The organism is Brevibacillus brevis (genome assembly GCF_900637055.1).
Lineage (GTDB): Bacteria > Bacillota > Bacilli > Brevibacillales > Brevibacillaceae > Brevibacillus > Brevibacillus brevis.
In genome coordinates this window covers 5164207-5186548 of sequence record NZ_LR134338.1, presented here as the reverse complement: position 1 = coordinate 5186548, position 22342 = coordinate 5164207, and the positions used below count along the sequence as shown (strand labels likewise).

General features: G+C 46.8%; 24 protein-coding genes, 1 riboswitch and 1 other annotated feature. Of the genes, 13 read left to right on the top strand and 11 right to left on the bottom strand.

Annotated features, from left to right (window positions below):
- Positions 1-90 precede the first annotated feature (90 nt).
- The 5 genes from EL268_RS25130 to rlmD form a co-directional block, all read right to left on the bottom strand.
- Positions 91-660: an SF0329 family protein gene (locus tag EL268_RS25130; protein ID WP_106654236.1), complete on the bottom strand. Its 570-nt coding sequence runs from the start codon at positions 658-660 to the stop codon at positions 91-93.
- A gap of 466 nt (positions 661-1126) precedes the next feature.
- Positions 1127-1867, bottom strand: a complete 741-nt coding sequence (locus EL268_RS25125; RefSeq protein WP_106654237.1) for an SDR family oxidoreductase — start codon at positions 1865-1867, stop codon at positions 1127-1129.
- Positions 1860-2342 (bottom strand): MerR family transcriptional regulator, encoded by a 483-nt coding sequence (locus EL268_RS25120; protein ID WP_232030057.1) that lies wholly within the window; start codon positions 2340-2342, stop codon positions 1860-1862. The genes EL268_RS25125 and EL268_RS25120 overlap by 8 nt, the downstream gene beginning before the upstream one ends.
- A gap of 346 nt (positions 2343-2688) precedes the next feature.
- Positions 2689-3393 carry an alpha/beta hydrolase gene (locus EL268_RS25115; protein WP_106654239.1) on the bottom strand — a complete coding sequence of 235 codons (705 nt, stop codon included), beginning with the start codon at positions 3391-3393 and terminating at the stop codon, positions 2689-2691.
- Between the two features lie 179 nt (positions 3394-3572).
- Positions 3573-4958 (bottom strand): 23S rRNA (uracil(1939)-C(5))-methyltransferase RlmD, encoded by a 1386-nt coding sequence (gene rlmD, locus EL268_RS25110; protein WP_106654240.1) that lies wholly within the window; start codon positions 4956-4958, stop codon positions 3573-3575.
- A gap of 180 nt (positions 4959-5138) precedes the next feature.
- Between rlmD and EL268_RS25105 the strand changes: the two genes are divergently transcribed.
- Positions 5139-5480, top strand: coding sequence for a hypothetical protein (locus EL268_RS25105; protein WP_047073653.1), 342 nt, complete (start codon positions 5139-5141; stop codon positions 5478-5480).
- A 129-nt stretch (positions 5481-5609) separates the two neighbouring features.
- On the opposite strand, the gene EL268_RS25100 is transcribed toward EL268_RS25105, so the two are convergent.
- Positions 5610-7046 (bottom strand): eCIS core domain-containing protein, encoded by a 1437-nt coding sequence (locus EL268_RS25100; RefSeq protein WP_197724034.1) that lies wholly within the window; start codon positions 7044-7046, stop codon positions 5610-5612.
- A 131-nt stretch (positions 7047-7177) separates the two neighbouring features.
- Positions 7178-7437: a binding site (T-box leader), on the top strand.
- 98 nt (positions 7438-7535) lie between these two features.
- Here EL268_RS25100 and ilvA point away from each other — a divergent pair.
- Together ilvA and yhfH are read left to right on the top strand one after the other, a co-directional pair.
- Positions 7536-8783, top strand: coding sequence for a threonine ammonia-lyase IlvA (gene ilvA, locus EL268_RS25095; RefSeq protein ID WP_106654241.1), 1248 nt, complete (start codon positions 7536-7538; stop codon positions 8781-8783).
- A gap of 181 nt (positions 8784-8964) precedes the next feature.
- Positions 8965-9126: a protein YhfH gene (gene yhfH / locus EL268_RS25090; RefSeq protein WP_007721579.1), complete on the top strand. Its 162-nt coding sequence runs from the start codon at positions 8965-8967 to the stop codon at positions 9124-9126.
- Between the two features lie 117 nt (positions 9127-9243).
- On the opposite strand, the gene EL268_RS25085 is transcribed toward yhfH, so the two are convergent.
- The gene (locus EL268_RS25085) at positions 9244-9549 is read right to left on the bottom strand and encodes a hypothetical protein (RefSeq protein WP_232030055.1); all 306 of its coding nucleotides are present in this window, start codon (positions 9547-9549) and stop codon (positions 9244-9246) included.
- A gap of 156 nt (positions 9550-9705) precedes the next feature.
- Between EL268_RS25085 and EL268_RS25080 the strand changes: the two genes are divergently transcribed.
- The 3 genes from EL268_RS25080 (at position 9706) to EL268_RS25070 (ending at position 12387) form a co-directional block, all read left to right on the top strand.
- Complete coding sequence (locus EL268_RS25080) at positions 9706-10278, top strand: hypothetical protein (protein WP_106654243.1); 573 nt, start codon at positions 9706-9708, stop codon at positions 10276-10278.
- A gap of 94 nt (positions 10279-10372) precedes the next feature.
- Positions 10373-10936 (top strand): biotin transporter BioY, encoded by a 564-nt coding sequence (locus EL268_RS25075; protein WP_106654244.1) that lies wholly within the window; start codon positions 10373-10375, stop codon positions 10934-10936.
- 110 nt (positions 10937-11046) lie between these two features.
- Complete coding sequence (locus EL268_RS25070; protein WP_106654245.1) at positions 11047-12387, top strand: cytochrome P450; 1341 nt, start codon at positions 11047-11049, stop codon at positions 12385-12387.
- A 190-nt stretch (positions 12388-12577) separates the two neighbouring features.
- Here the strand turns inward: EL268_RS25070 and EL268_RS25065 are convergent, their stop codons facing one another.
- From EL268_RS25065 to EL268_RS25055, 3 genes are all read right to left on the bottom strand, one after another.
- Positions 12578-13963 (bottom strand): sensor histidine kinase, encoded by a 1386-nt coding sequence (locus EL268_RS25065; RefSeq protein WP_106654246.1) that lies wholly within the window; start codon positions 13961-13963, stop codon positions 12578-12580.
- Complete coding sequence (locus EL268_RS25060) at positions 13964-14683, bottom strand: response regulator transcription factor (protein WP_007721564.1); 720 nt, start codon at positions 14681-14683, stop codon at positions 13964-13966. It abuts the gene before it with no gap.
- Between the two features lie 214 nt (positions 14684-14897).
- Positions 14898-15419: a C40 family peptidase gene (locus tag EL268_RS25055; RefSeq protein WP_106654247.1), complete on the bottom strand. Its 522-nt coding sequence runs from the start codon at positions 15417-15419 to the stop codon at positions 14898-14900.
- Positions 15420-15423: 4 nt separating this feature from the next.
- Positions 15424-15563, bottom strand: a riboswitch (cyclic di-AMP (ydaO/yuaA leader).
- 319 nt (positions 15564-15882) lie between these two features.
- On the opposite strand from EL268_RS25055, the gene EL268_RS25050 reads away from it, so the two are divergent.
- The 7 genes from EL268_RS25050 to EL268_RS25020 all read left to right on the top strand — a co-directional run bounded on the left by EL268_RS25050 (position 15883) and on the right by EL268_RS25020 (position 21440).
- Positions 15883-16284: a LiaF transmembrane domain-containing protein gene (locus tag EL268_RS25050; RefSeq protein ID WP_106654248.1), complete on the top strand. Its 402-nt coding sequence runs from the start codon at positions 15883-15885 to the stop codon at positions 16282-16284.
- Positions 16285-16368: 84 nt separating this feature from the next.
- Positions 16369-17064, top strand: coding sequence for a PspA/IM30 family protein (locus EL268_RS25045; protein ID WP_106654249.1), 696 nt, complete (start codon positions 16369-16371; stop codon positions 17062-17064).
- Between the two features lie 94 nt (positions 17065-17158).
- On the top strand, positions 17159-17737 hold the full coding sequence (locus EL268_RS25040; protein WP_106654250.1) for a class I SAM-dependent methyltransferase: 579 nt from the start codon (positions 17159-17161) through the stop codon (positions 17735-17737).
- Positions 17738-17751: 14 nt separating this feature from the next.
- Positions 17752-18642: a cell wall-active antibiotics response protein LiaF gene (liaF, locus tag EL268_RS25035; protein WP_106654251.1), complete on the top strand. Its 891-nt coding sequence runs from the start codon at positions 17752-17754 to the stop codon at positions 18640-18642.
- A gap of 13 nt (positions 18643-18655) precedes the next feature.
- Entirely contained in the window at positions 18656-19804 is a 1149-nt protein-coding gene (locus EL268_RS25030; RefSeq protein WP_106654252.1) for a HAMP domain-containing sensor histidine kinase, read from the top strand.
- A gap of 7 nt (positions 19805-19811) precedes the next feature.
- The gene (locus EL268_RS25025; protein ID WP_007721557.1) at positions 19812-20441 is read left to right on the top strand and encodes a response regulator; all 630 of its coding nucleotides are present in this window, start codon (positions 19812-19814) and stop codon (positions 20439-20441) included.
- A gap of 174 nt (positions 20442-20615) precedes the next feature.
- On the top strand, positions 20616-21440 hold the full coding sequence (locus EL268_RS25020) for a bis(5'-nucleosyl)-tetraphosphatase PrpE (RefSeq protein WP_106654253.1): 825 nt from the start codon (positions 20616-20618) through the stop codon (positions 21438-21440).
- Between the two features lie 9 nt (positions 21441-21449).
- Here EL268_RS25020 and EL268_RS25015 read toward each other — a convergent pair whose 3' ends face one another.
- Complete coding sequence (locus tag EL268_RS25015) at positions 21450-22238, bottom strand: N-acetylmuramoyl-L-alanine amidase family protein (RefSeq protein ID WP_106654254.1); 789 nt, start codon at positions 22236-22238, stop codon at positions 21450-21452.
- Positions 22239-22342: the final 104 nt, after the last annotated feature.

Below are 22342 nucleotides of genomic sequence, written 5' to 3'. Positions count from 1 at the left end.
CGAAAGCATACACGCTTGGGTGCTTTCCTGTTTTTTTAGATACTCATTTAAGTTGAAGTAATGTCAAGAAACTTCCTGACATATTTATTTTCATAATGTACTAAGCCGTAATTCATAAAAATACTGCACAATTGGATGCTTTAATTTCATCTTCTCGGACATATTTAAAATCCTCTTTTTTCCAACCCTTCTGTCCACCAAGGCTAGAATATTCAATAAGATATCATTGCTCTCTATACTTTCCTCTATAGAAATAGATAAAAACCGATTAGCCACAACGATAAAATTTGATTTACTTAATGATGCCTGTACTGACAAAAGCTCCTTTGCATATTCGGATATTTTTCTACTTCTTGCAATTACTTTTAGACGATCCTCCGGTACGTTCCCCTTGGTATCTTTTCTGACTGCTTCAATTTCTTCCTTGTTGATAGGAATTTGGATATCTGAATCATTCTTAATTTCCTGCTCCGTCTGATACCATCTGATTGAGCTAGTTATATCACTCATATTAAGTACGTTCTTTTTATCTACGGCAATATAACAAATTCCGGATTTATCAGGTAAATAACGGTAACCGGTTGCACGGTATTCGACCCTTCCATGTAACGCAGGACAGAGAAAGCTCTCCAGTTGTTTCTTCAATTTGCTCCAGGACATGTATCCTCCTATGTTCTCAAGGCCTTCTACCAGTATTTGCGGCAGTTAGGCCTATGGCTCTGTAAAACATTAATGTTGATATCTACTCCTAATGATCACCATTTCTATTGTTTGCAGTTACTCTTTTATTAACAATTATGCGTAACTTCTAGCTCATTATTGGCATAGATTGTTCCGTAAGTAAACATACCACCACAAACCTCGCTGCTCACTTGTCGTCATGCTATTGGTCTATATACGAAATCAAGGTAGTTTCATCCCTAATATGATTATAGTCTCATAAAAAAAGCAGAGGGAGGCCCTCTGCTACAATAAATCTCAGTTATTTATGTCCACGAATGGTTTATTCTTTAACTACACTGTCTTCACAAGAAGAACCACACTCTTCACATGTGTCGAGCTGACAGAAAGTACACAGCTTAAACGAAGGGATGGCATTTGCTCTTAAGTTATGCAAATAAAAAATCTACCAAGCAATTGGCATCCGTTCACGGAAAAAGCCTCCATTGGGGCAATCTTTCTCCATCGTTGCTAACCAAACAGCCGTATCTGCACCTTGTTCGACCGTTATAGGAGCGTCTTCTCCACCCATATCGGTTTGTACCCTGCCTGGACAAACGGCATTAACTTTGATCCCTATATCAGCCACATCTTGTGCAACCAGGCATGTCAAGGCATTGAGCATGGTTTTTGAGATTCGGTAAGCGGATGACGATCCTTTAAGCCCCAAGAGTCCTTGCAGAATATCAAAGGCTCCCAACCCTGAAGAGATATTGACAATACGGCCATACCTATGTTCTTTCATCAACGGAACGGAAGCTTGAATTATCCGTAATGCACCAAAATAATTAGTCTCAAATGTCTCTCTCATGACTGATTCTCCGACATCTAGAACGGAGACGCCCCTATCCAGAATAATTCCAGCATTATTCACGAGCACATCAAGTCGGCCAAAGTCACTTTTTACTCGCTCGACCATCTGCCTGACACTTTCTGCATCAGTTACATCGACTACTTGATAGACGACCGATAGACCTTCTTTACGCATCTCTTCAACGGTTTGCCGCCCTTTCTCTTCATCCCGAGTTGTGATCAACACTTGCAGGCCTTTTACAGACAGTTGTCGAGCAATTTCCCTTCCGATGCCGCGATTCCCTCCTGTCACTACGGCAAGCCGCTGATTTGCTTGATCCATTTGTTTATTCATTTAAGCTGTCTCCTTTACGCAGGATTTCTTTCCAACTTGAAAGGCAATCTTCCAAATGCACTTCGGCCATTCGTAAAATCTGGATTTGATTTCTGATTTCTTTCAGCTTTTTTTCACCAACTTGTATCGCATTCGGCAGACATTGATAATTGAGATTCGCACTCGATGTGCAATGAAAAAAATCGCTGATTTCCTTAACACCCAGACCGAGGCTAAAATAAAGCTGAATCATTCTGACTCGCTCAATTTCCGATTCAGTGTATTGACGATAGCCGTTTTCTAAGCGAGTTGGGGTCAATAATTCCTTTTCCTCGTAATATCGAAGCGAACGAAGACTCACGCCGGTTTTGCGAGACAATTCACTGATATGGATAAAAATCACCTCTTGCTGATTTACTATCACAAAGTGTAAACCATCACATCGTGTGAAGGTCAAGGGTACAGGAGCAAGGTCACAAGAAAAATAATAACCCAAGCAATATATCAGCTTGGGTTTTACCGTATTAGTTAATGGTGAATCTAGCATCCAAATCTTATTTCTTTGTCAACAACGAAACCGCCTCCACATGTGTCGAGGTGACAGGGAGTACAAACCTTAACCAAAGGAATGGCATTTGCTCACTTTCGGGGCGGCTGAGACAGCCGTCCTTTGTATTTTATCATGTAGCCCCCTATTTTAGAGATTATTTAATGATTGGCAAAAGAGAGTTTAACTTCAGAATAGACATGATAAAAAAGAGGCTAAGTCTGTAGGTCATGGAAGTCAACCTAAAAACGTAGTCTCTTGATTTCAGATTATCTAATATCTAAGCGTGCTCTTATCAAAAGATATTCTTTTCGAGCCATTTTCCATAAATAGTCAAATCTTCTTCTGTGTGAAAATAATGCTCGGAAGCATTTGAAACAGCAAGATTGCAATTAAATTTTGTGATAAATGTTGATATGACATCATACTCACACAGTTCGTCTTTTTTTCCATATAAAATTGAAGTTGGAGAATCCCATTTTATAATTGGATTCTTGATAACATACTGGTAATAATCCCAATATAGGATTTGACCAATAGGTGTAGATATTTCTTTTTCTCTGCACAGATGTTCTTCTGTAATATCAAACCATTTCATCATATTTTGAATCATTCGGCTCATGTCTAAAACAGGTGAAAGAAATAGGCTTTGCTTTAAAACTTCATCTTTATAAGCTAACAAGCTAAAATATGCTCCCATACTATTTGCCCATAGGCTGATAGTATTTGATTTCGTGTGTGCAAATTCAAAAACCTTCTTCAAATCAGAAACGCAGTTTTGCACTTTACAAAGCTTAGAACTATTTTTTCTATCGCCGTGTTCAGGCAAATCAAAACTGAGCACTTGATAGCCCAATGGAACAACTTTTTCGGCTAGAATACGAATCGGAATATCTGATTTTGAAGACATATTGCCATGTACAGCAATAAATATTTCCGTGCTGTCGTTTCCCCACAAAATAGCAGGAATATCATCTATTAAAATATTTTCTTTTAACATATATCCTCCAAATTATTGAGGCGTTACCCTCCATAGGTAGTGTATATTATTTTGATACAAAAACAGGGGAATGGCTTGATGGCTCTGGGTTTTCCCCTTTATCCATTCCCGGATTTTATCACGTCTTTATTCAATTTTTAGCACGAGTTTATTATGAATAGCATGGGTTTATTTGGGGCCTACACGTCCCTCACCAGTAAAGCCACAGATTCCACATGCGCCGTATGCGGGAACATATCCACCGGCTGCACACTCTTTAACTCATAACGCTGCATCAGCTTCCCAACATCCTTCGCCAGCGTAGAAGGATTACAAGACACATACACAATCTTCTTCGGCTGCACATCCAACAAGGAACGAATCAGCGCATCATCCAGCCCAGTCCGCGGCGGGTCCACTACGACGACATCCGGTCGAGTCCCTTGTTTAGCCCATTTTGGCATTAAGACCTCGGCACGCCCCACGTGAAAGCTGGCGTTCGCTGCTTGGTTACGCTCTGCATTGCGATTGGCATCCTCGACAGCCTCTGGAATCAGCTCGATCCCGCGAACCTCGCGGGCATAAGGAGCGAGCCACAAGCCAATCGTCCCTGTCCCGCAATACAAATCGAGCACGAGTTCTTTTCCGGTCAGTCCAGCAGCCGTTTTCACCTGATTGTACAGCTTTTGTGTCTGCTCGGGATTCAATTGGAAGAAGGCACGAGCCGACAAGTCGAAGGACAGCTCACCCAGCTTTTCAGCAATGGAAGCCTTGCCCCATAAGGATACTGTCTTGTCACCAAAAACGAGTGACGTTTTTTGCGTGTTTACATTTTGCGCGATGCCTACCAGCTCGGGCAGTCTCGTACGGAGCTCCAAAAGCAGCTCTTTCACCCGTGGAATTTCTGGGGTAGCCGTTACGAGTGTTAGCTGCGTTTCGCCCGTAGCAAAAGCAACCCGAGCTACGATCGTGCGGATGACGCCCGTCCGTTTTTTCTCGTCGTAGATCGGAATTCCGAGCTCCTCGATGATTTGCTTCGCTGTCTGGACGATTTTCGTTGTCGCTTCATGCTGCACCTGACAGCCTTCCAAGTTGACGAGCTTGTGGCTGCCTGTTTGATACAGTCCAGCGATGAGCTTGCCTTTTTCCTTGCCCACCTGAAACTGTGCTTTATTTCGATACGACCACGGATTATCCATACCGATCGTAGGGGAGACTGGTGGCTGATTCAGTCGAGCGTACTTGCGCAGTGACTCGATGACGATTTCCTGCTTGCTCGCGAGCTGTGCGGCATAATCCATGTGCTGCAAGCTGCATCCGCCACACTCCGCATAGACTGGACAGGGGGGCTTCGTGCGAGATGCTGATTTTTCAACAACTCGTAAAAGACGCGCGGTCGCGTATTTTTCCCTTGCCTCGGTCACTTCAGCATGGACGACCTCGCCAGGGAGGGCACCCTCTACGAAAACGATTTTTCTTTTAAAATAGCCAATCCCTTCGCCATTAATGCCCAAGCTCTTGATCGTGAGCGTCATTTGCTGGCCGACACGGATGCTGGCGTCTTGTTCTTTTTTATGCGTTGTCATCTGTTCCGTTCTCCTCAAAGCAATTCAGTATTTCCCTATTATAGAGCATTACGAGAGAGGATGCATGCTTGCGAGAGGGTGTCGGGTGTCTCTCAAAGCCTCACAGATAATGGCAACTTCCTGTCCAGCGTTGTTTTTGTTATAATAGTGCGGAGAATAATGAGGGAGTTGTGACGCTAGATGCAAGATCTATTTGAAAAAATGAAAGAATATCTCAACATGGATACTGAGATTTCTTTTGACGAGTTTGATGGCTACTACAAAAAGGTAACTGCGTTTCTAAACGATAGCTGGCAGACGTTGAACGAGGAAGATACGATGCACATGCTGTTCATCCTCGACAACCTCAAGTCAAACGGTGAAGATCGCTCCAAGCGCAAAATCAAGGAAGCGAAAAAATACGCGAAAATGGCGCAGCGCACTGAGATTTGGGCAAATGCACTGATCGGCCGTCTGCGTGAAGCTGGTTTGACTGATGAAGAAATCGGCAAGCGTTACGAAGCAATTTACGAAGCTGTATAGGATGTAGGGAATAGAAAAACGGGTACCGTTTTGAGTGCAATCGCTCGAAAGGGAACCCGTTTTTTGTTGTGTGCCGCTACTGATTACGATGTCGTGGCTGTTATCGGAGGGGCGGGAACTTGACGTGAGCTAGCTGTTCCCATCATCCTCATCTTCTTGGTGGTAGCGCTTTGCAAATAGCCGTTCCTTCGATTTCAGCTTTTTTTCCTCACGTTGTTCATCATCCGAGCTGAAATCGTCTTCACGGATAGGGGACATATGATCGATTATCGCTTGATCTCTGGGAGTCAAATCTTCGTAGTCCATTTCCCCATCGAAATAATCTTGATAACGAGCTACCTGTTGACGCCCTGCATCAGCGCTTTGTATGAATTCAAAATCTCGTAAGAAGTCATCAAAAGTGGCTTTTTCCGCTATGATTCGCCTTAGGAGTGAACGATAAATTTTGCTTGCCCCATGCTTTCGCCATTCTTCCGCCAGGTTAACGGTTGTGCTCAACATAGCGGCAGCTCGCTTTTGCAGGTCGGAATCTAATAGGGTGATATCTTCATTGAGTAGGGCTCTTGCCAGAGTAGCATCGTCTTTTGATGTATTCCTCCCGTCTCGTAATCCCCTGATAAAATCTTTGTAAGTAGTCCTTAGTTTCGCGCCTCCAAAATCCTCTTGCTTGGACGTTAGATAGGGGGCACTACGATTATGCATAGCACCTACTGGCCCAAATCCACTGTCTATGGATAGGTTGGTCGTCTGGGCAGGAGTCCAACTTTGATAAAAAGGACGGATTTTGGAGGCAGTAACCGGTTCAACGTAAGGCTTGACGATCAGTTCATCACCTATTTTGGAAACTTCCTCGTATTTTTGTCGGGTTTCAGAAAGCAAGTAAAGCTGTTTGCCGGATGCGGAAAATTCTCCTGTCAACGTTTTTAAATTAACCTTGCTCGCTATACCCGGTATCGTCGCCCAAACTCCCTGTATCGGTTTGCTGGCTGGCGGTGAAATAGTTGCAAGAGTTTGAGAATCACCCGAATCAATTACAGGATCACCCACCAGCAAAGCTTTGGCCCCCATCTGATCGGCTTCGTCTTCTAGCCCCACCTCATCATTAACCGCAACACCTGAATCCTGCATTTGCAGCGTAGGCTTTACACGTCCCTGCATCTGTTGGACAATATGCCAGCCTTCGTGGGGAAGATGCTGTTCCTGACCGGGCGCCAAATGAATATCAGTGCCTTGTGCGTAGGCCAACGCCCCGATCTGCTTCGGTTTTTCCGACTGATAGTGTACTTTTACATCAGACAAATCAATTCCAGAAAGTCTTTCCAAGCCAGATTTCAGCGTATCGGGCATGCCTGTTTCATTTTTCTGAGGCTGAATCACTTTTTTCCGAAGCAATTGTAGGACTGCTTGATTGCCCATGCTTTGTTGGAGCTGCATGACCTGTGCAGGTGCGAGTGCGTCTCTGGAAGCCAGAGAGAGAAGGTGTGCTTGCTTTTGTCCCGAAAAAGTTTTGTGTTGCGCAGTTGTCTCGTTAGAAGAGTGAAGTTGTTCGCGGCTGTAGCTTCTCAATAAAGTCACCTCCGATCGATTGCTTGTGTATCCATTCGGATTTTTGTCATTGCTTTCCTGCCAAATAACAAGAAGATTGACAACTTGTGGGTTTCGGCGTAGAATGTTTAACTAATTCGAATAGTTCGTATGTATGAGCGTTGAAAAGGAAGAGTAGAAACAGTAAGCAGCGTGCAGAGAGCCGTTCCCCGTGCTGAAAGAATGGCCGCAAGCCTGTTTTGAAAATCACCTTGGAGCATTGTCCTGGAAAATCAGCTTGTCTAGCCAGTGAGTATAGGACAACGAATTCGTCCTCGTTATCGGACGGGAGTTTCATAGTGAACTGCCTAAGTCTGTTTTTCGTGAGGAAGACAGAGAAGCTGAGTGGTACCGCGATGCCCTCGCCTCAGCCAGCCGTGCGCAAATTGTGCGTAGCTGGTTGGGGCGGGGGCTTTTTGATTTGGTTTGGTCCTTACTACAAAAGAGAAGTTATTTAGGAGGAACATATATATGTATACGGTCAGAGTGGAAGACATCGTAGTAGCCAATCACGTATTGAAAGACGTGGTGGAGAAGACGCCCTTGCAAAAAAACAAAGTACTGTCTGAGCGATACGGCTGCAACGTGTATTTGAAAAGAGAAGACTTGCAGGTCGTTCGTTCCTTCAAAATCCGCGGTGCTTATCATTTTATGCGGAATCTTTCCACAATGGAGCGGGAGCGTGGTGTCGTCTGTGCGAGTGCGGGCAATCATGCGCAGGGTGTAGCCTATTCGTGTAACCATTTGCAAATCAAGGGCACGATCTTTATGCCAGCGACCACCCCGCGTCAAAAAATATCGCAGGTCAAGCTGTTTGGCGGCTCCTATGTAGAAGTTGTATTGATCGGTGACACCTTCGATGATTCATTTGCAGAGGCGATGAAGTATTGCATTCAGGAAGATCGGACCTTTGTTCATCCGTTTGACGATCCATTAGTGGTAGCCGGACAAGGAACAGTCGGTCTGGAGATTATGAATGACATGGAAGAACCAGCCGATTTTGTCTTTATGAGTATCGGCGGAGGTGGATTGGCAGCGGGTGTGGGAACGTACGTAAAAGGCATTAGCCCGAACACGCAGATCATTGGTGTGGAGCCGGCAGGAGCAGCTTCAATGCAAGCCGCACTGGAGAAAAACGACGTGGTTACCTTAGATGAAATTGACAAGTTTGTCGATGGTGCAGCCGTCAAGCAAGTGGGGCAGCTAACGATGAACATTTGTCAGGAGCTGCTGGATGACATCGTGCTGGTGCCAGAAGGCAAGGTGTGCACAACCATTTTGGAGTTGTATAACAGCAATGCCATCGTCGTAGAACCAGCAGGTGCCCTGTCGATTGCCGCTCTCGATTACTACCGCGATCAAATCGCCGGAAAAAACGTAGTGTGTGTCATCAGCGGCGGAAACAACGACATTGACCGGATGCAAGAGATCAAGGAACGCTCCCTGCTGCATGAGGGCTTGAAGCACTATTTTGTTATCAATTTCCCACAGCGTGCCGGAGCCTTGCGAGAGTTTATGGAAAAAGTATTGGGGCCGCACGATGATATCACACGTTTTGAGTATACGAAAAAGAACAATAAAGAAAATGGTCCAGCGCTGGTTGGTATTGAAATGAAATGCAAAGATGACTATCAGCCATTAGTCAGTCGGATGAAGCAGCATGGTATCCGCTATGTAGAGATTACACATGATCCGTATTTGTTCAACCTGCTGATTTAAGTCCTTGTGTTACAACAGATGCGGAATTTGCAAAAATGTATGAATACAGCGAAAAAAGGAGCATTGAAGAGAGAATGAGCGAGAGAGAAAGATAAATCGGCGTAATGTATTATAACAAACTTTTATAAAGCAGATGCTGTTGTAATACAATACAGATAATAACACACGGGGGGTTTTAATCATGACGCCGATCACTACTTTCTTTCGCAATCTCGAAGCAAAATGCTGTGCTGCTTGCGGTCAGATGATCCACGAACAAGCTGAATCGTATGCAACAGAATGCGCACCTTGCCAAGAGCAAGCATCCTTTGACGCTTACAAGTACTATCATCAAAAACGCTAAGTCGAACATGAATACTGGATAAAACAGGTGTACCACAGGGCATGAGCCATGGCAGGTATACCTGTTTTTTGATTCAAAGAAAAAGCCGCTGTTCCATAACAACGGCTTTTTCGCATGTCAGCGCGGTTTATCGGCGTGCTTTGCGGCTTCCTGCTTGACGTAATCAATCAGCCCCAATTGAAAGCCTTCCTGTGTAAGGAGACGTTTGGCTTCATACGTACTCGCATAATAGGCTTGGACATGCGGATCGTTGTCCAGAACGTAACGACACGCCTGATCACGAGACAACTCCTGGTACCAGTCTGTCTGTTTTATTTGGGCGACGAGATCCTCATAGTCAGGTTCTGGCTTTTTCCATGGATTCAAACGATGAATAATTTCACCAAGGATTGCAACGACGATTAGAATTCCGATTAAAAACATGGCTGTCACCTCAAAGGTTGGATCACTCTCATGGTACCACTCTCCCGGAGGCGCCGCCATGGGGAAGTCGGTCCGCTTGCAAAACAAGTAGAAAGCAGGCATGCTATATACTGAAAATAGAAAGGGCCCGAATGCCTAGAAAAAGGAGGGCGCGAGATGTTTCATCCGCTTGTATTTGACAATATCAGGGTTGTGTTGGAAGGTGCGGTATACGACCGGGACTTCGAAGGGGCAATCACGATCACGAGCCGCTCGGATGTCATGGATATGGCTACATTCCATCGACAGTTTCAGATCGAGTTCAAGCTGGCTGATCAACAGGAGCATAACACAGCTGTCCGTGCTGAGATGCAACTTCGTACCCAGTTAGCTGACATTGCAGCCGAGCAGCTAGAACAGCCATTGACAGATCATATCGGATGTACGATTTGCATCCATTTTACCTTGCAGATGGAAAATTACAGAGATGTGCCCGCAGAAGCGAGAGAAATCACATCGATTCTCAATGATATCTGGGGGCAGCGTCCGTATATTTCACAGAAAGTATCGGCAACGCTTGCGGAGCATCGAATCGATTGGCCGCCGAAGCAAATAACCAATCAGGTGACGCTGGACTTTCATCGGAAAATTGATGAAGGCAACATCGATGACCTGAACGAATTAATCGATCATACGGTTCAGTCACTTCAAAAGCTGCAGCTACATATGGATCAACAAGCGAAAAGGTAAGCAGACAGAACGGGGATTTACAAAAGCGCAGATGCGTATTATTATTTTGTTAACCTTATAACATTTTTAGTTAACAAAACGGAGGCTAGTACGCATGAGAAACGAACGCTTGAGATGGCTATTGCTCTCTGCCATTTTTGCTGCAATGACTGCGGTATTGTCGCAGGTGACGATTCCCTTGCCGTTGATTCCGATTACCGCGCAGACGTTAGCGGTAGGGCTGACGGCGACCATTTTGGGAAGACGATACGGGACACTGGCTTTGGTTATTTACGTTTTGCTCGGTGCAGTCGGATTGCCTGTATTCAGCGAGGCAAAAGGCGGATTGCAAATATTGGTTGGAAAATCCGGCGGGTACATATTTGGGTTTATTGCCACCGCTTATGTGACCGGACTTTACTTGGAGAAAACAAGATTCAACCTAAAAAACGCTATTATCGCCAATATCATCGGCATGTTTGTTACACTCGCTTTCGGTACGGTACAGCTCAAATACGTCATGGACATTCCATGGGATAAAGCTGTCGCTTTTGGTGTAACGCCTTTCCTCGTTGTAGGGGTTGTCAAAGCAGTTCTGGCTTCTCTGATTGGCATCAAGGTACGCGAGCGACTGATTGCTTCTCGTCTGTTGCGCACAGATCAACCTGTTACACGATAATCAAAATGATTTCGTAAGCCATCCGAAGTTCGGGTGGCTTTTTTTCGCATAATCTCCTTATCGTGCCGGATACTATCGGTAGGATTTTGCATGTAAAAAGGAGGAGACGCATGAATATCACGATCACTGGCCCAAAAGGCCTTCCGATCTCAGGGAACTTGATGGCATTTCGCCGATCGCCGCTTCAGTTCATCCGCGACGCTGTTGAAGAGCATGGAGAAGTCGTCCATTTTCGCTTCGGTCCTTCCCGCCATGTTTACCTGTTAACGAATCCAGATCACATCAAAGAGGTTTTGGTGAGCAAGCAGGCGCATTTTCGAAAAGGGAAAGGACTACAGTCTGCGCGACCTGTCGTAGGAGATGGAATTCTCACCAGTGAGGGAAAAAAGCATCTGCGACAACGGCGGCTTATGCAGCCAGCTTTTCATCGAGAGCGTATCGCCAGCTACGGAGAGGTGATGGTCCGGCAAGCAGTCGATCTCATGTCGGATTGGAAAACCGGGGAGCTGCGCGATATTCACTCGGACATGATGAAAGTAACCCTTGCTATCATTACGGAAACTATGTTTGGCAAAACCGTCAAGGAAGGTGCCGATCAGATTGGACATGCCATCGATGTCGGTTTGAAATACGTGGCAAACAAAGGCTCATCCTTTATCGACATTCCTTTGTCCGTACCTACCAAAAGCAATCGGGAGTTCCTGGAGTCGAGTGAGCTGCTGGACAAAACGATCTACTCTTTGATCGAAGCTCGGCGTAATAGCGAAGGAGAAGAGCACAAGGATTTGCTGGGGATGCTTTTGGCAGCGCGTGATGAAGATGATGGGGAAGGAATGACAGACGAGCAGGTGCGCGACGAGGTTATGACCATTTTTGTAGCTGGCCATGAGACGACTGCGAATACCATGTCTTGGATTTTCTATCTGCTGGCTACTCATCCCGAGGTGGAGAAAAAGCTGCATGACGAGCTGTCTACGGTGCTGTGTGAAAAGCTGCCGACAGTCGAGGATCTTCCCCAGCTGAAGTATACGAATCTCATTGTACAGGAAACGCTGAGGCTCTATCCTGCGGCCTGGACGATTAACCGGGAAGTCGTCGAAGAGGTTGAGATCGGCGGTCACACGTACAAGCCTGGCGAAACATTGATGATGAGCCAATATGTCATGCACCGCAATCCACGCTATTATGAGCAGCCTGAACAATTCATTCCAGAGCGTTTTGACAGCGATCTCTTAAAAAGAAACCCAGCTTATGCTTATTTTCCGTTTGGCGGTGGGCCGCGTGTTTGTATCGGGAACAACTTTGCTTTGATGGAGGCAGCTTTGCTATTGGCGACGATCGCACAGCGATATCGACTACGACTGGCTGAACCGAATCAGGCAGTGGAGCCCGAGCCGTTGGTCACCTTGCGTCCCAAGAACGGACTGCCGATGCGTCTGGAGAAGAGATAGAAAAAAATGGAAAGAGGAGGCAAAAAAAGAGGCATCTTATCACTACGGTTTCGCCGATTGTGTCAGATACCGAACTGGGGGTTATTTATCACTGAAAGCAACATGCTTACAAAAATTATTTTACTAGTAAAATATAAAGAAATAATTAACTGAGAATAAATCTATATAAAGTAAGGGTAGCTTGTGAAAGCTACCCGTGGAAGAAGGGGATGGTGAAGGAGAAGCTGCTTCCCATTCCCAGTTCACTGTTTACCATCAGATCACCGCCGTGAAGCCGGACGATGCTCTTGCAAATCGTTAAGCCTAAGCCTGTACCTCCACTGTTGCGATTTCGTGATTTTTCCGCCCGATAAAACTTGGTGAAAATCTTCGGCAAGTCTTCAGAGGCGATTCCTTCTCCCTTGTCGATCACAGTAAAAAGGACATGTCCTTCTCGCTGATCACATGTAAGGTAAATGGAGCCATCCGGTTTGTTGTAGTGAATGGCGTTGTTCAACAAATTTTCCATGACGCGGCGCAGCTTGGTCTCATCCGCTTCGATGTGTAGTTCATTGGAGATGCGCAGCTTCCATTGAAAGGTGAGGCCTGCCTCTTTGATTCTTGGCAAATAGTCCTCGATGATTCCTCTCAAGAAGCCTTTGACATGAATGCGGTTAATGTTGAGTCGGACTTCGGAGCTTTGAGTGGTGAAGTCCTGCAACTCATCCAGCAGCTTTTCCAAGTCCGTCGTTTTTAGCTCGATTTTGCTCATCTGTTTCTGTATTTTGGTCATATCCGTCACTCGACCAGAGCCGATATATGACGCATACCCTTTGATCGTGGTGAGAGGTGTGCGGAAGTCGTGGGCGATCGAAGCAATCATTTCGGCCTGTCTTTCTTCCGCTAAGCGAAGCTCATCCACCATTTCCCCGAAATATCGAAAGAGTTCCCCAAATTCATCATGCGAGCGATACGTAAATGTAACCAGCCGCTTCCCTTCCTGGATTTCTTGGGTGACGCGCGATAATTCGTTCACGGGTCGTAGTATCCAGCGAACGAACAAAGCGAGCAGAACCAATCCCACCAGACTAATGCTTCCGTAAATAAACCAAAGCATCATGGAAACCCCTGTTGTAGCCATCATATCGTAATCATCTGTATAGAAATAAACAACGATCTCCCCTGTACGTGGTGGCTCCTGCTGAAAATGGTACTCAGCTACGACTTTGAGGTCACTTTGCTTGGCAGAATCGCCACGGTTTGATGAGGAGGGAGAAGGCATTTTCAAATTATAGGCGCGTGATGTTTTGCTGTAGATGGTGTTTCCATTGGCATCCTTCACGAGCATGCGATACATCACGTCGTCTGGCAACTGCTTTTCAAGCTCCAAGCGTTCGATTGGGTCCTTGAAATTACTGACGAGAAGCAGTTGATTGAGCATGACCTTCTCTGCGGCTTCCTTCTCAGCCTGGTACTGATTATGACGATCATTTTTGAGTTGACCGACAATAATGTCTTGAAAAACAAATTTGAACAACAAGATGTTGAGTGTGATCAAGGCAATGAAGGAGAGAAAAATTTTATTGCGCAAGCTCATTTAAAGCTTCTCCCCGATAAATACGTAGCCTGTCCCCCATTGAGTTTTAATGAACTGACGCTCTGTTTCCAGCTTTTCACGGAGGTTTTTGATATGGACGGTCACTGTATTGAGCGAGCCATAACCATATCCCCAGACACGGTCATAGATTTGCTCTCTTGTAAAGACGATGCCCGCGTTTTCTGCGAGGAAGGTGAGCAGCTGAAATTCTTTTGTAGAGAGCTCTATTTTTTGATTGCATACATAAACGGAATACGTTTCTTTATGAATTTCCAGGTCCTTGAATTTTAAAACCGTAATCGGAGAGGAAGCTGTTTCTTTCTCAGGCTGCTCTTCGGTATGCTTGCGAATGCGCTCATAGCGACGCAGGTGAGCACGAATGCGAGCGAGCAGCTCTTCTGTATCAAAAGGCTTCGTGATGTAGTCGTCTGCGCCGATTTCGAAGCCGACTACCTTATCTACCGCTTTTCCTTTTGCACTGAGAAACAGTATAGGCAAATCCCACTCACGGCGAATTTGAGAGCAGAGCTCGTAGCCACTCATGTTGGGCATCATAATATCCAAAAGGATCAGGTTGGGCCGCTCTCCTTGGCTGAGCAGCGAGAGTGCATCTTCTCCGCTTTCTGCGGAAGAAACGGTGAAGCCCTCGTTCTCCAAAATGTCTTCTAGCAGTTCAATAATCTCCAGATTGTCATCGACAATTAAAATGTGATCTTTCACCGGAACAACCCCCAGTTACTTCTATTAATAAGGAATGCCATTCAAAGAATGGGTCTTGTCTATCATAACATGCTTTGACCTGATCAGGGGAAGAAACCCCGTAAGTTATTAAGTTGTTCTAATATGTGAGGGCACCTCTTTAGACCAGGTACTAAATTTCGTCAGAAAAAGCCAGAGACGATGTGTCCCTGGCTTTTATTATTTTGCCGAACGACTATTTTTGAGCTGGTTTTTCCGGCAACGATGCAGCTTGCACCGCTTTTTCCTTTTTCGGAGTTTCTGCTTTCGCTAGAACAGGAACGCTGAGACGCTTGGCGCCTACATAACGCTTGCTCCAGTAGTATGGATCGTTCAACTTGGTGTTGACGACTCCACGACCAGATTCCGAGTGCACGAATGTGCCGTCTCCAATGTAGATACCCACGTGAGAAATGCTGCGACCGTTCGTATTGAAGAACACGAGATCGCCTGGCTGCAAATCTTTTCTGGCTACCTCTGTACCTAATTCGTACTGAGAAGCAGAATTGTGAGGCAGGTCTACACCTAACGCATCAAATACGTAGCGCGTGAAACCGGAGCAGTCAAAGCCCTTTTTGGACGAGCCGGAAGATTTGTAAGGGGTACCGTACAAGTCGCTGACTACTTCACTCAGAGTATTCTCCTCAGCAGCCTGTGCAGCGCCTGCCCCCATAGCAAGCAATCCAGCCATAAATAAAGATAAAACCACCTTGCGCAAAAGAAACTGCTCCCTTCGTGAGCCTACGAGGTTAGCTGAAGGGTTCGGTCGAAAGGACGCCCTAGGCTGCTAGGAGTAGCAACCATTCACCCCAAAAACATGGTTCCCCCGTTTCCGCCAAGCGGAATTCGGCTATTTTTCGATGTTTTTTTACACGCACTCTTACGAAGATTCTACGCCAGTCCTTTTTTTCCTTCTTTTTCATCTGCTCGTTCACATATTCGTCACATAAATGCCGTCAAATGCTGTAACGTTTTCGTTCGACAGTGCAAGCCGCCTTTCGACGCAGGCTTGTTCTGCCTTACGGGACAGCTCGTCCGATTAGGGCAGGAAATTGTCTCCGTCCAAGGACGGAGGGAAAAACCAACCGCACGCCCGTTATGGGAAGCCTATACCGAGGGCTACAATAAGGGCATAACGTTCCACAAGCACCACATGCAAAACGAATGGAGGTAAGCGAGTAATGAGCGAACGGTCTGGCAAAGTTCTACTCGGGCTGGTTCTGCTGCTAGTCGGTGGGTTGGTTCTTCTAGATCTGGTGGGTATCGATATCGGAGATTTGCTCGGGTTCATCATTCCCGGCGTGATCATGATATACGGTGCCAAAAAGATCATGGGACAAACCGGTTCACGCTTTTGGGGAATCCTAGTCTTCCTATTCGGGTTCCTGATGTTGATTGGCAAGCTTGACCTACTGTTTCACGCGCTTCTGGCTATTGGGGTGATTTATCTGGGATATCGCTTACTGCGTCCCAGCCAAGAACCTAAACAAGCGCCACCTGCTTGGGAGCGTGAATGGGCCCAAAAAGTATTAAAGGAAGATACGCTAGACGCTTGGGAGAGAAACGTAACCAAACGGTCATGACCGTTTTGGTAACCGCAATAACACTGTGTCGCAAGAGTCTTTTGGATGAACAATATGATGTGATATGATGAGGAGGAAAAAATAATGAGTATCTTTAAACGTTTGCGTGACCTGACAGTAGCTTCGGTGAATGATGCATTGGATTCAATGGAAGATCCGGTAGTGATGCTGAATCAATATATGCGTGACATGGAAGTAGAAATCGGACAAGTTGAAGTAGCGGTTGCCCGTCAGGTTGCACTGGAAAAGAAATTCCGTCAGCAATTGGACGAAGCCAATGCTCTGATCGAAAAACGCGATCGACAAGTCAAGCTCGCCTTGACTGAGGGAGAAGACGAGTTGGCTCGTCGAGCACTCGCTGACAAGAAGCAGTACGAGGGACGTGCAGCGGAATACGAAGCTCTCTACCTGTCGGCATCCGAGGCAGCTACGCAAATGCGCGAGAAGCTGGCTGAGCTGAAGGAAGAGTTCTATAAAATGCGTGCGAAAAGGTTCACACTGATGGCCCGTGCACAAGTAGCTCGTACACAAAAGCAAGTCAATCAAGCAGTTGTCGGTATCGGCAATCAGTCCGCAGGCCGTGGCTTCGCCCGCATGGAAGAAAAAGTCATGCGCATGGAAGCAGAAGCGCAAATGAGTGGGCAATGGCGCCAAACGAACCGCGCTTGGGAGAACGCTTTGTCTGATCTGGAAAAGGATGATCTCGATGCAGAACTTGCCAGCATCAAAGCATCCATTAAAGAAGCAAAAACACCAGTAGCCAAACCAGTACAATCCTAATTCGACAGGAACTGGGGGACTAGGTGTAGAATAGATTGTGTCAATTCGGCAGCCTGTGTACATCAGGCTGCTTTTCCCCTAGGAGGTACGATTCTTGCAGGACTTCTTGGTCTTTTTGCGACGGTTTATCGCTGAGCCTGGACGCGTCGGTAGTATAATCCCCAGCTCTCGTTTTTTATGTGAGCAAATGTTGAAAAGCGTCGATTGGGCTTCAACCGATGTGATCCTGGAGCTGGGACCTGGTACAGGGGCATTTACCCAAACGATCTATCAGCGCTTGCGTCCCGGCACACAGTACGTGCTTGTGGAACGAGATTCCCATTTTCGCTCTATGCTTCAATCACGTTTTCCCGATCTTCCTATCAGGGAGGAAGCGACTAAACTTAGGTCTTACTTGGAGGAGCAGAACCTTGAAGGTGCAGATGTCATTGTCTCAGGTCTGCCATTCGCCAATTTTCCACAAGAGCAGCGGGCAGCAATTCTGGACGAAGTTCAATCTGTACTGAAGCCAGGTGGCCTATTTATTACATTCCAATATTCGCTACAACTCCAAGCTGAGTTGCAGGGTCGTTTTCCCTGGGTCAAGATCGACTTTACCCTGTTGAACATTCCGCCTGCATTCATCTATACATGTCGTAATGGTCAAAGTGAAAACGATCAGCATGGGGCGTGAGAGAGGAGACTTTTGTGAAACTGTCCCGTTTGCACAAAATGGTGGCTGGTATCCTGATTATTTTTACAGGAATCGGCCTTTTGTTAGATAGTTTGGGTATCATTTCGTTCGGTCTGTTTGATCTGTGGCCGATGGTGCTTATTTATTTCGGCCTTCGTTTGTGGGGGCAGAAAAATCGGATTGGCGGAGGGATTCTATTCTCCCTGGGGACCATCATCATGATGGACATGTGGTTTGGTGTCGGGATTGATGATTTATTCCAGTTTGCTGTGCCAATCGTGTTTATTTATTTCGGGTTTCAGTTGATTCGGGGCAAGAACAGCAAACGAGATCAACGTGTCAATCAACCATTGGGCGATAGGGGGACCCCATCTGCTGCGGAGACGATTGTGACAAGTGAGGCGAGTGTTCCGAGTGACGTGAAGGTTTCAACAGAGGAACGCCCTTGGCTAGACAGCTGGCACAACTGGAAGCATGTTGGTGGCAAAATTCCTCATCACGAAAGAATGACTTCATCACCTGATGACACGTTGCCAAAAGATTCCCGCAGTTCTCTGATTGGAGATTATCACCTGACCTCGGGGCGTTTTGAACTGAATCACTTGCATGTCTGGCATGGAATCGGGGACGTTGTGATTGATCTTTCCCGGGCAGTGTTGATGCGGGATGAGGCGCTTCTTGTCGTAGAGGGCTGGGTAGGCGATGTGACGATTTATGTGCCTGTCGATCTTCCTGTATCGGTAACGGCAGGGTTGAGTATTGGAGACCTGGAGGTGCTAAGCCACCGTCAGGGAGGTATCAATCGCAGTGTTAAGATCCGTTCTGATCAGTATGATGAAGCATTGCAAAAAGTAAACTTGCATATCTCGCTGCTTGTCGGCGATATAAAAGTCAAGTACATCTAGGAGGTACTGGCGAATGCGTCGACAGCGATTGGCAAGTATTCAGTGGCAATACGTGCGCTATGGCATGTTACTGGCCGTCAGTGCAGTTACTGCCGCGTTTATTTGTTTCTTTTGGCTATACTTTTTATGGAAAGATCACCCCGGGATTCATCGGTGGTACAACGAACTGATCAGCGACCGCAACCTCGTGTGGTGGCTTGAAGAATATATAGGCATCAATCTGCCTGCCGATCCAGAGGGCTTGATTCAGCTTGCTGCTTTTGTTGTTTCTTTACCTGCAGGTGTATTAGTGGCATTGATCATTTCCTATATCATCGGCAATTTGTTGAAAAAGAGACTCAGTGTACTGTGGGAAGCTGCCATGAAGCTTGGGCGGGGAATGCTGTCGTATCGGGTTCCCGAATTGGGCGTCGATGAAGTTGGCGAATTAGGATGGCAGATCAATCGCTTGGCTTCGCAATGGGAAGAGCAAGTGGCATCCTTGCAGCGGCTGTCGAACCACAATGCGGCTCTCGCAGAACAATTGAAGCATGCAGCGGTAACAGAGGAGCGGCAGAGATTGGCGAGAGAACTGCATGACGCAGTCAGCCAGCAGCTGTTCGCTATCGCCATGACGACAGCGGCCATGAAGCGGCTTGTAGAAAAAAATCCTCAACGTGCAGCCCAACAGATTGAATTGGTCGAAGAGATGGCAGCTGCTGCACAAGCGGAGATGAGGGCATTGCTCTTGCATCTTCGCCCGGCAACGTTACAAAACAAGTCATTGAAGGAAGCCATTCTGGAACTTTTAGATGAGCTGACGCGTAAAAATACCATGCAGCTGACTTGGGAGATCGAAGACGTCGAAGGCTTGCCGAGTGGAATCGAGGATCATTTGTTCCGCATTTTGCAGGAGTCCTTGTCCAATACATTGCGGCATGCCAGAGCCACGCAGATCACAGTGAAGCTGTTTACGCTGCAAGAGCAGGTTCGCCTGCGAGTAACGGATGACGGTGTTGGTTTTGATCCGGATGGGGAGAAAATGACGTCCTACGGTTTGCGCAGCATGCAAGAGCGCGTAGCAGAGGTCGGAGGCTCCATGGAGATTTATTCGGCGATTGGGAAGGGGACGCAAATTGAGGTGCGTATTCCTCTAATGTCACAGACGGAACGGGAAGGGTGAAGGCTCAGTGATTCGGGTACTACTGGTAGATGATCACGAAATGGTTCGGATGGGTCTGGCTGCTTATTTGTCTACAGAGGACGATATTGAAGTCGTAGCAGAGGCAGGCAGTGGAGAAGAAGGGGTGCGAATGACGCAAGAGCTGCGCCCAGATGTCGTTCTGATGGATTTAGTTATGGAGGGCATCGGCGGTGTGGAAGCGACTAGGCGTATTCGTGAAAGCTGTCCATCCAGTAAGGTTATTGTCTTGACCAGCTTTATTGATGACGAAAAGGTATATCCGGTCATTGAAGCGGGGGCATTCAGCTATTTGCTGAAAACTTCGCGTGCAGCCGAGATTGCAAAGGCAATACGCTCTGCTGCGGCGGGAGAACCAGTTCTGGAATCGAGGGTAGCAGGAAAAATCATGGCCCGTTTCCGTCACGGTCAAGAGTCCCATCCCCATGAGCAACTGACGCCGCGCGAGTTGGAGGTTTTGAAGCTGATCGGCCAGGGCAAGTCCAACCAGGAGATTGCTGATGAGCTGATTATCGGGATCAAAACAGTCAAGACACATGTCAGTAACATTCTTGCCAAGCTGAACGTGGAGGATCGCACGCAAGCGGCCATTTACGTGCATACGCATAGCTTAGGCTAATCTCATAGCATCATGTATAGGTAAACGCGCCAAAAAGCTCCTCAGTAATCAGGGGCTCTTTCGCGCGTTTACTTGTTTAAACAGTTTTCTTGTACACAAACCGTGAGTTTTTTTCGCAGATGTGGTAAAGATAGTAAGTAACGAATGAGAGATAACGGAAAGGAGGGACGGGCTATGAGGCACAAACCTCAAACACGCTCCAAGGTGCTTTCGGCTGACAATGGTGTGGATATTGTTGGCGATGTTCACGGCTGTTACGACGAATTTATAGAATTGCTCAAACGCTTGGGATATGAACAAACCCCAGACGGTACATATCGCCATCCCCACGGCCGAAAGCTCCTTTCCCTCGGTGATATCACGAGTCGTGGACCTTACTCAATCAAAATGCTGCAATTTTTTCACCATCATGTCACGGCTGGCCTGGCTGAGATGGTGGATAGTAACCACGGGTGGAAAGTAGCCCGCTGGTTGGATGGCAGACCAGTGACATTGGCTCACGGAGATGAAAAGGTAGAAGAGGAGATTCGGCTGTATCAGCAAGAATACGGACCGAAGAAGGCCTCCTTGCTGCGTGAGCAGAGCCGTAGATTGCTATTTTCTTCTCCTTCGCACATGATCATCAAACGGAATGAAAAAATAGTAGCGGTCGCCGTTCATGCGGGGATTCGCGATGATTACATAGGGATGGATTCGCCTGCGGTCTACACGTTTTGCCGATATGGCGATGTGGCGGGGACGGGACCGGATGGGCGCCCGATCCGCAGAGAATGGGCAAAAGAACGAAAAGTGACTTCGCCCATAATCGTTTGGGGACATGATCCGCATCCAGAACCAAAAAGAAAAAATGGCACCATCAACATCGACCAAGGATGTGTGTTCGGCGGAATGCTAACCGCCTACCGCTACCCAGAGGACGAATTAGTGAGTGTGCCAGCAAAAAGAAACTACTCGGGTTTAACGGATACGCCGCTGACCCGTTTTAAGGCAAACGATTAGACTGAGACGTTACATTTTGAGCTTTTCGAATAAACGCTTCAGGATGACAGCATGTGCCCAGAGCGGCAGAGGTTGGTCAGGCTGCTGACGCCATTGTTCGTCTGTTAAAAAGCCTTGATCATACAGCCAATTGACGGCTTCTTGCTTCCAATCAGGCACATTCCCTCCGCCGTTTCCAGGAGAAGTGGTAGGAGCAAGGGTCGGTGCTGCAGTAGGTTTTGGAGTCGAAGTAGGAGTCGTGGGGGGCTGGTAGGGAAGTTTAGCATACGTGCAAAATGCCCGGACTACGCCTTCTGCGAGATCTCGCCAATCCTGCTGTAGTTTATTTGCGTCCAAAGCATTGTCGGCAAAGCCATACTCGACGATAACCGTCTCCACGCTGCCAGTTTCCCGGTGCATAAAGTAGTAATCGAGTCGTGGATTATCTGGCAGTGTCCGAGTAAAAATGCGTCGATTCGGCATCCCTTCCGCTGCCAGGGCATCCTGGATCAATTGGGGAAAGGTTGGGGAGCCATAAATCGAGTAAATGACCTCGGAGCCTCGGCCGCCGCCTGAGTTAATATGGTTCGATATACAATAGCGAGCACCGCTGTTTCGAACCAGAGTAGTCCGAGCCTCACTTGTCAGAGTCACATCGGTTGTCCGTGTGATAGCGACAGGAATATTTAGTGCCAAAAAGCGATTATATTGGTAGAGCGATATTTGCAAATTCATATCTTTCTCGGTGAATTGCGTGTTGTTTCCTCCCCCTGGATCGCTGCCACCGTGTCCAGCGTCCAGAATCACAATTGGAGCCATAGTTGTTTCACCTCTTGCTATCAGAATATGCTTGAGACAAAGATATGGTTGAGGGCAGTGTTCTCATTTTCCAAGTTTTCTAATCACAATTTACAGAAGATAGC

What these genes read in the sequence shown, in the direction of transcription:
- EL268_RS25130 (WP_106654236.1), bottom strand. Translation starts at nt 660, where the DNA reads ATGTCCTGGAGCAAATTGAAGAAACAACTGGAGAGCTTTCTCTGTCCT.
- EL268_RS25125 (WP_106654237.1), bottom strand. Translation starts at nt 1,867, where the DNA reads ATGAATAAACAAATGGATCAAGCAAATCAGCGGCTTGCCGTAGTGACA.
- EL268_RS25115 (WP_106654239.1), bottom strand. Translation starts at nt 3,393, where the DNA reads ATGTTAAAAGAAAATATTTTAATAGATGATATTCCTGCTATTTTGTGG.
- rlmD (WP_106654240.1), bottom strand. Translation starts at nt 4,958, where the DNA reads ATGACAACGCATAAAAAAGAACAAGACGCCAGCATCCGTGTCGGCCAG.
- EL268_RS25105 (WP_047073653.1), top strand. Translation starts at nt 5,139, where the DNA reads ATGCAAGATCTATTTGAAAAAATGAAAGAATATCTCAACATGGATACT.
- ilvA (WP_106654241.1), top strand. Translation starts at nt 7,536, where the DNA reads ATGTATACGGTCAGAGTGGAAGACATCGTAGTAGCCAATCACGTATTG.
- yhfH (WP_007721579.1), top strand. Translation starts at nt 8,965, where the DNA reads ATGACGCCGATCACTACTTTCTTTCGCAATCTCGAAGCAAAATGCTGT.
- EL268_RS25085 (WP_232030055.1), bottom strand. Translation starts at nt 9,549, where the DNA reads ATGTTTTTAATCGGAATTCTAATCGTCGTTGCAATCCTTGGTGAAATT.
- EL268_RS25080 (WP_106654243.1), top strand. Translation starts at nt 9,706, where the DNA reads ATGTTTCATCCGCTTGTATTTGACAATATCAGGGTTGTGTTGGAAGGT.
- EL268_RS25075 (WP_106654244.1), top strand. Translation starts at nt 10,373, where the DNA reads ATGAGAAACGAACGCTTGAGATGGCTATTGCTCTCTGCCATTTTTGCT.
- EL268_RS25070 (WP_106654245.1), top strand. Translation starts at nt 11,047, where the DNA reads ATGAATATCACGATCACTGGCCCAAAAGGCCTTCCGATCTCAGGGAAC.
- EL268_RS25065 (WP_106654246.1), bottom strand. Translation starts at nt 13,963, where the DNA reads ATGAGCTTGCGCAATAAAATTTTTCTCTCCTTCATTGCCTTGATCACA.
- EL268_RS25050 (WP_106654248.1), top strand. Translation starts at nt 15,883, where the DNA reads ATGAGCGAACGGTCTGGCAAAGTTCTACTCGGGCTGGTTCTGCTGCTA.
- EL268_RS25045 (WP_106654249.1), top strand. Translation starts at nt 16,369, where the DNA reads ATGAGTATCTTTAAACGTTTGCGTGACCTGACAGTAGCTTCGGTGAAT.
- EL268_RS25030 (WP_106654252.1), top strand. Translation starts at nt 18,656, where the DNA reads ATGCGTCGACAGCGATTGGCAAGTATTCAGTGGCAATACGTGCGCTAT.
- EL268_RS25020 (WP_106654253.1), top strand. Translation starts at nt 20,616, where the DNA reads ATGAGGCACAAACCTCAAACACGCTCCAAGGTGCTTTCGGCTGACAAT.
- EL268_RS25015 (WP_106654254.1), bottom strand. Translation starts at nt 22,238, where the DNA reads ATGGCTCCAATTGTGATTCTGGACGCTGGACACGGTGGCAGCGATCCA.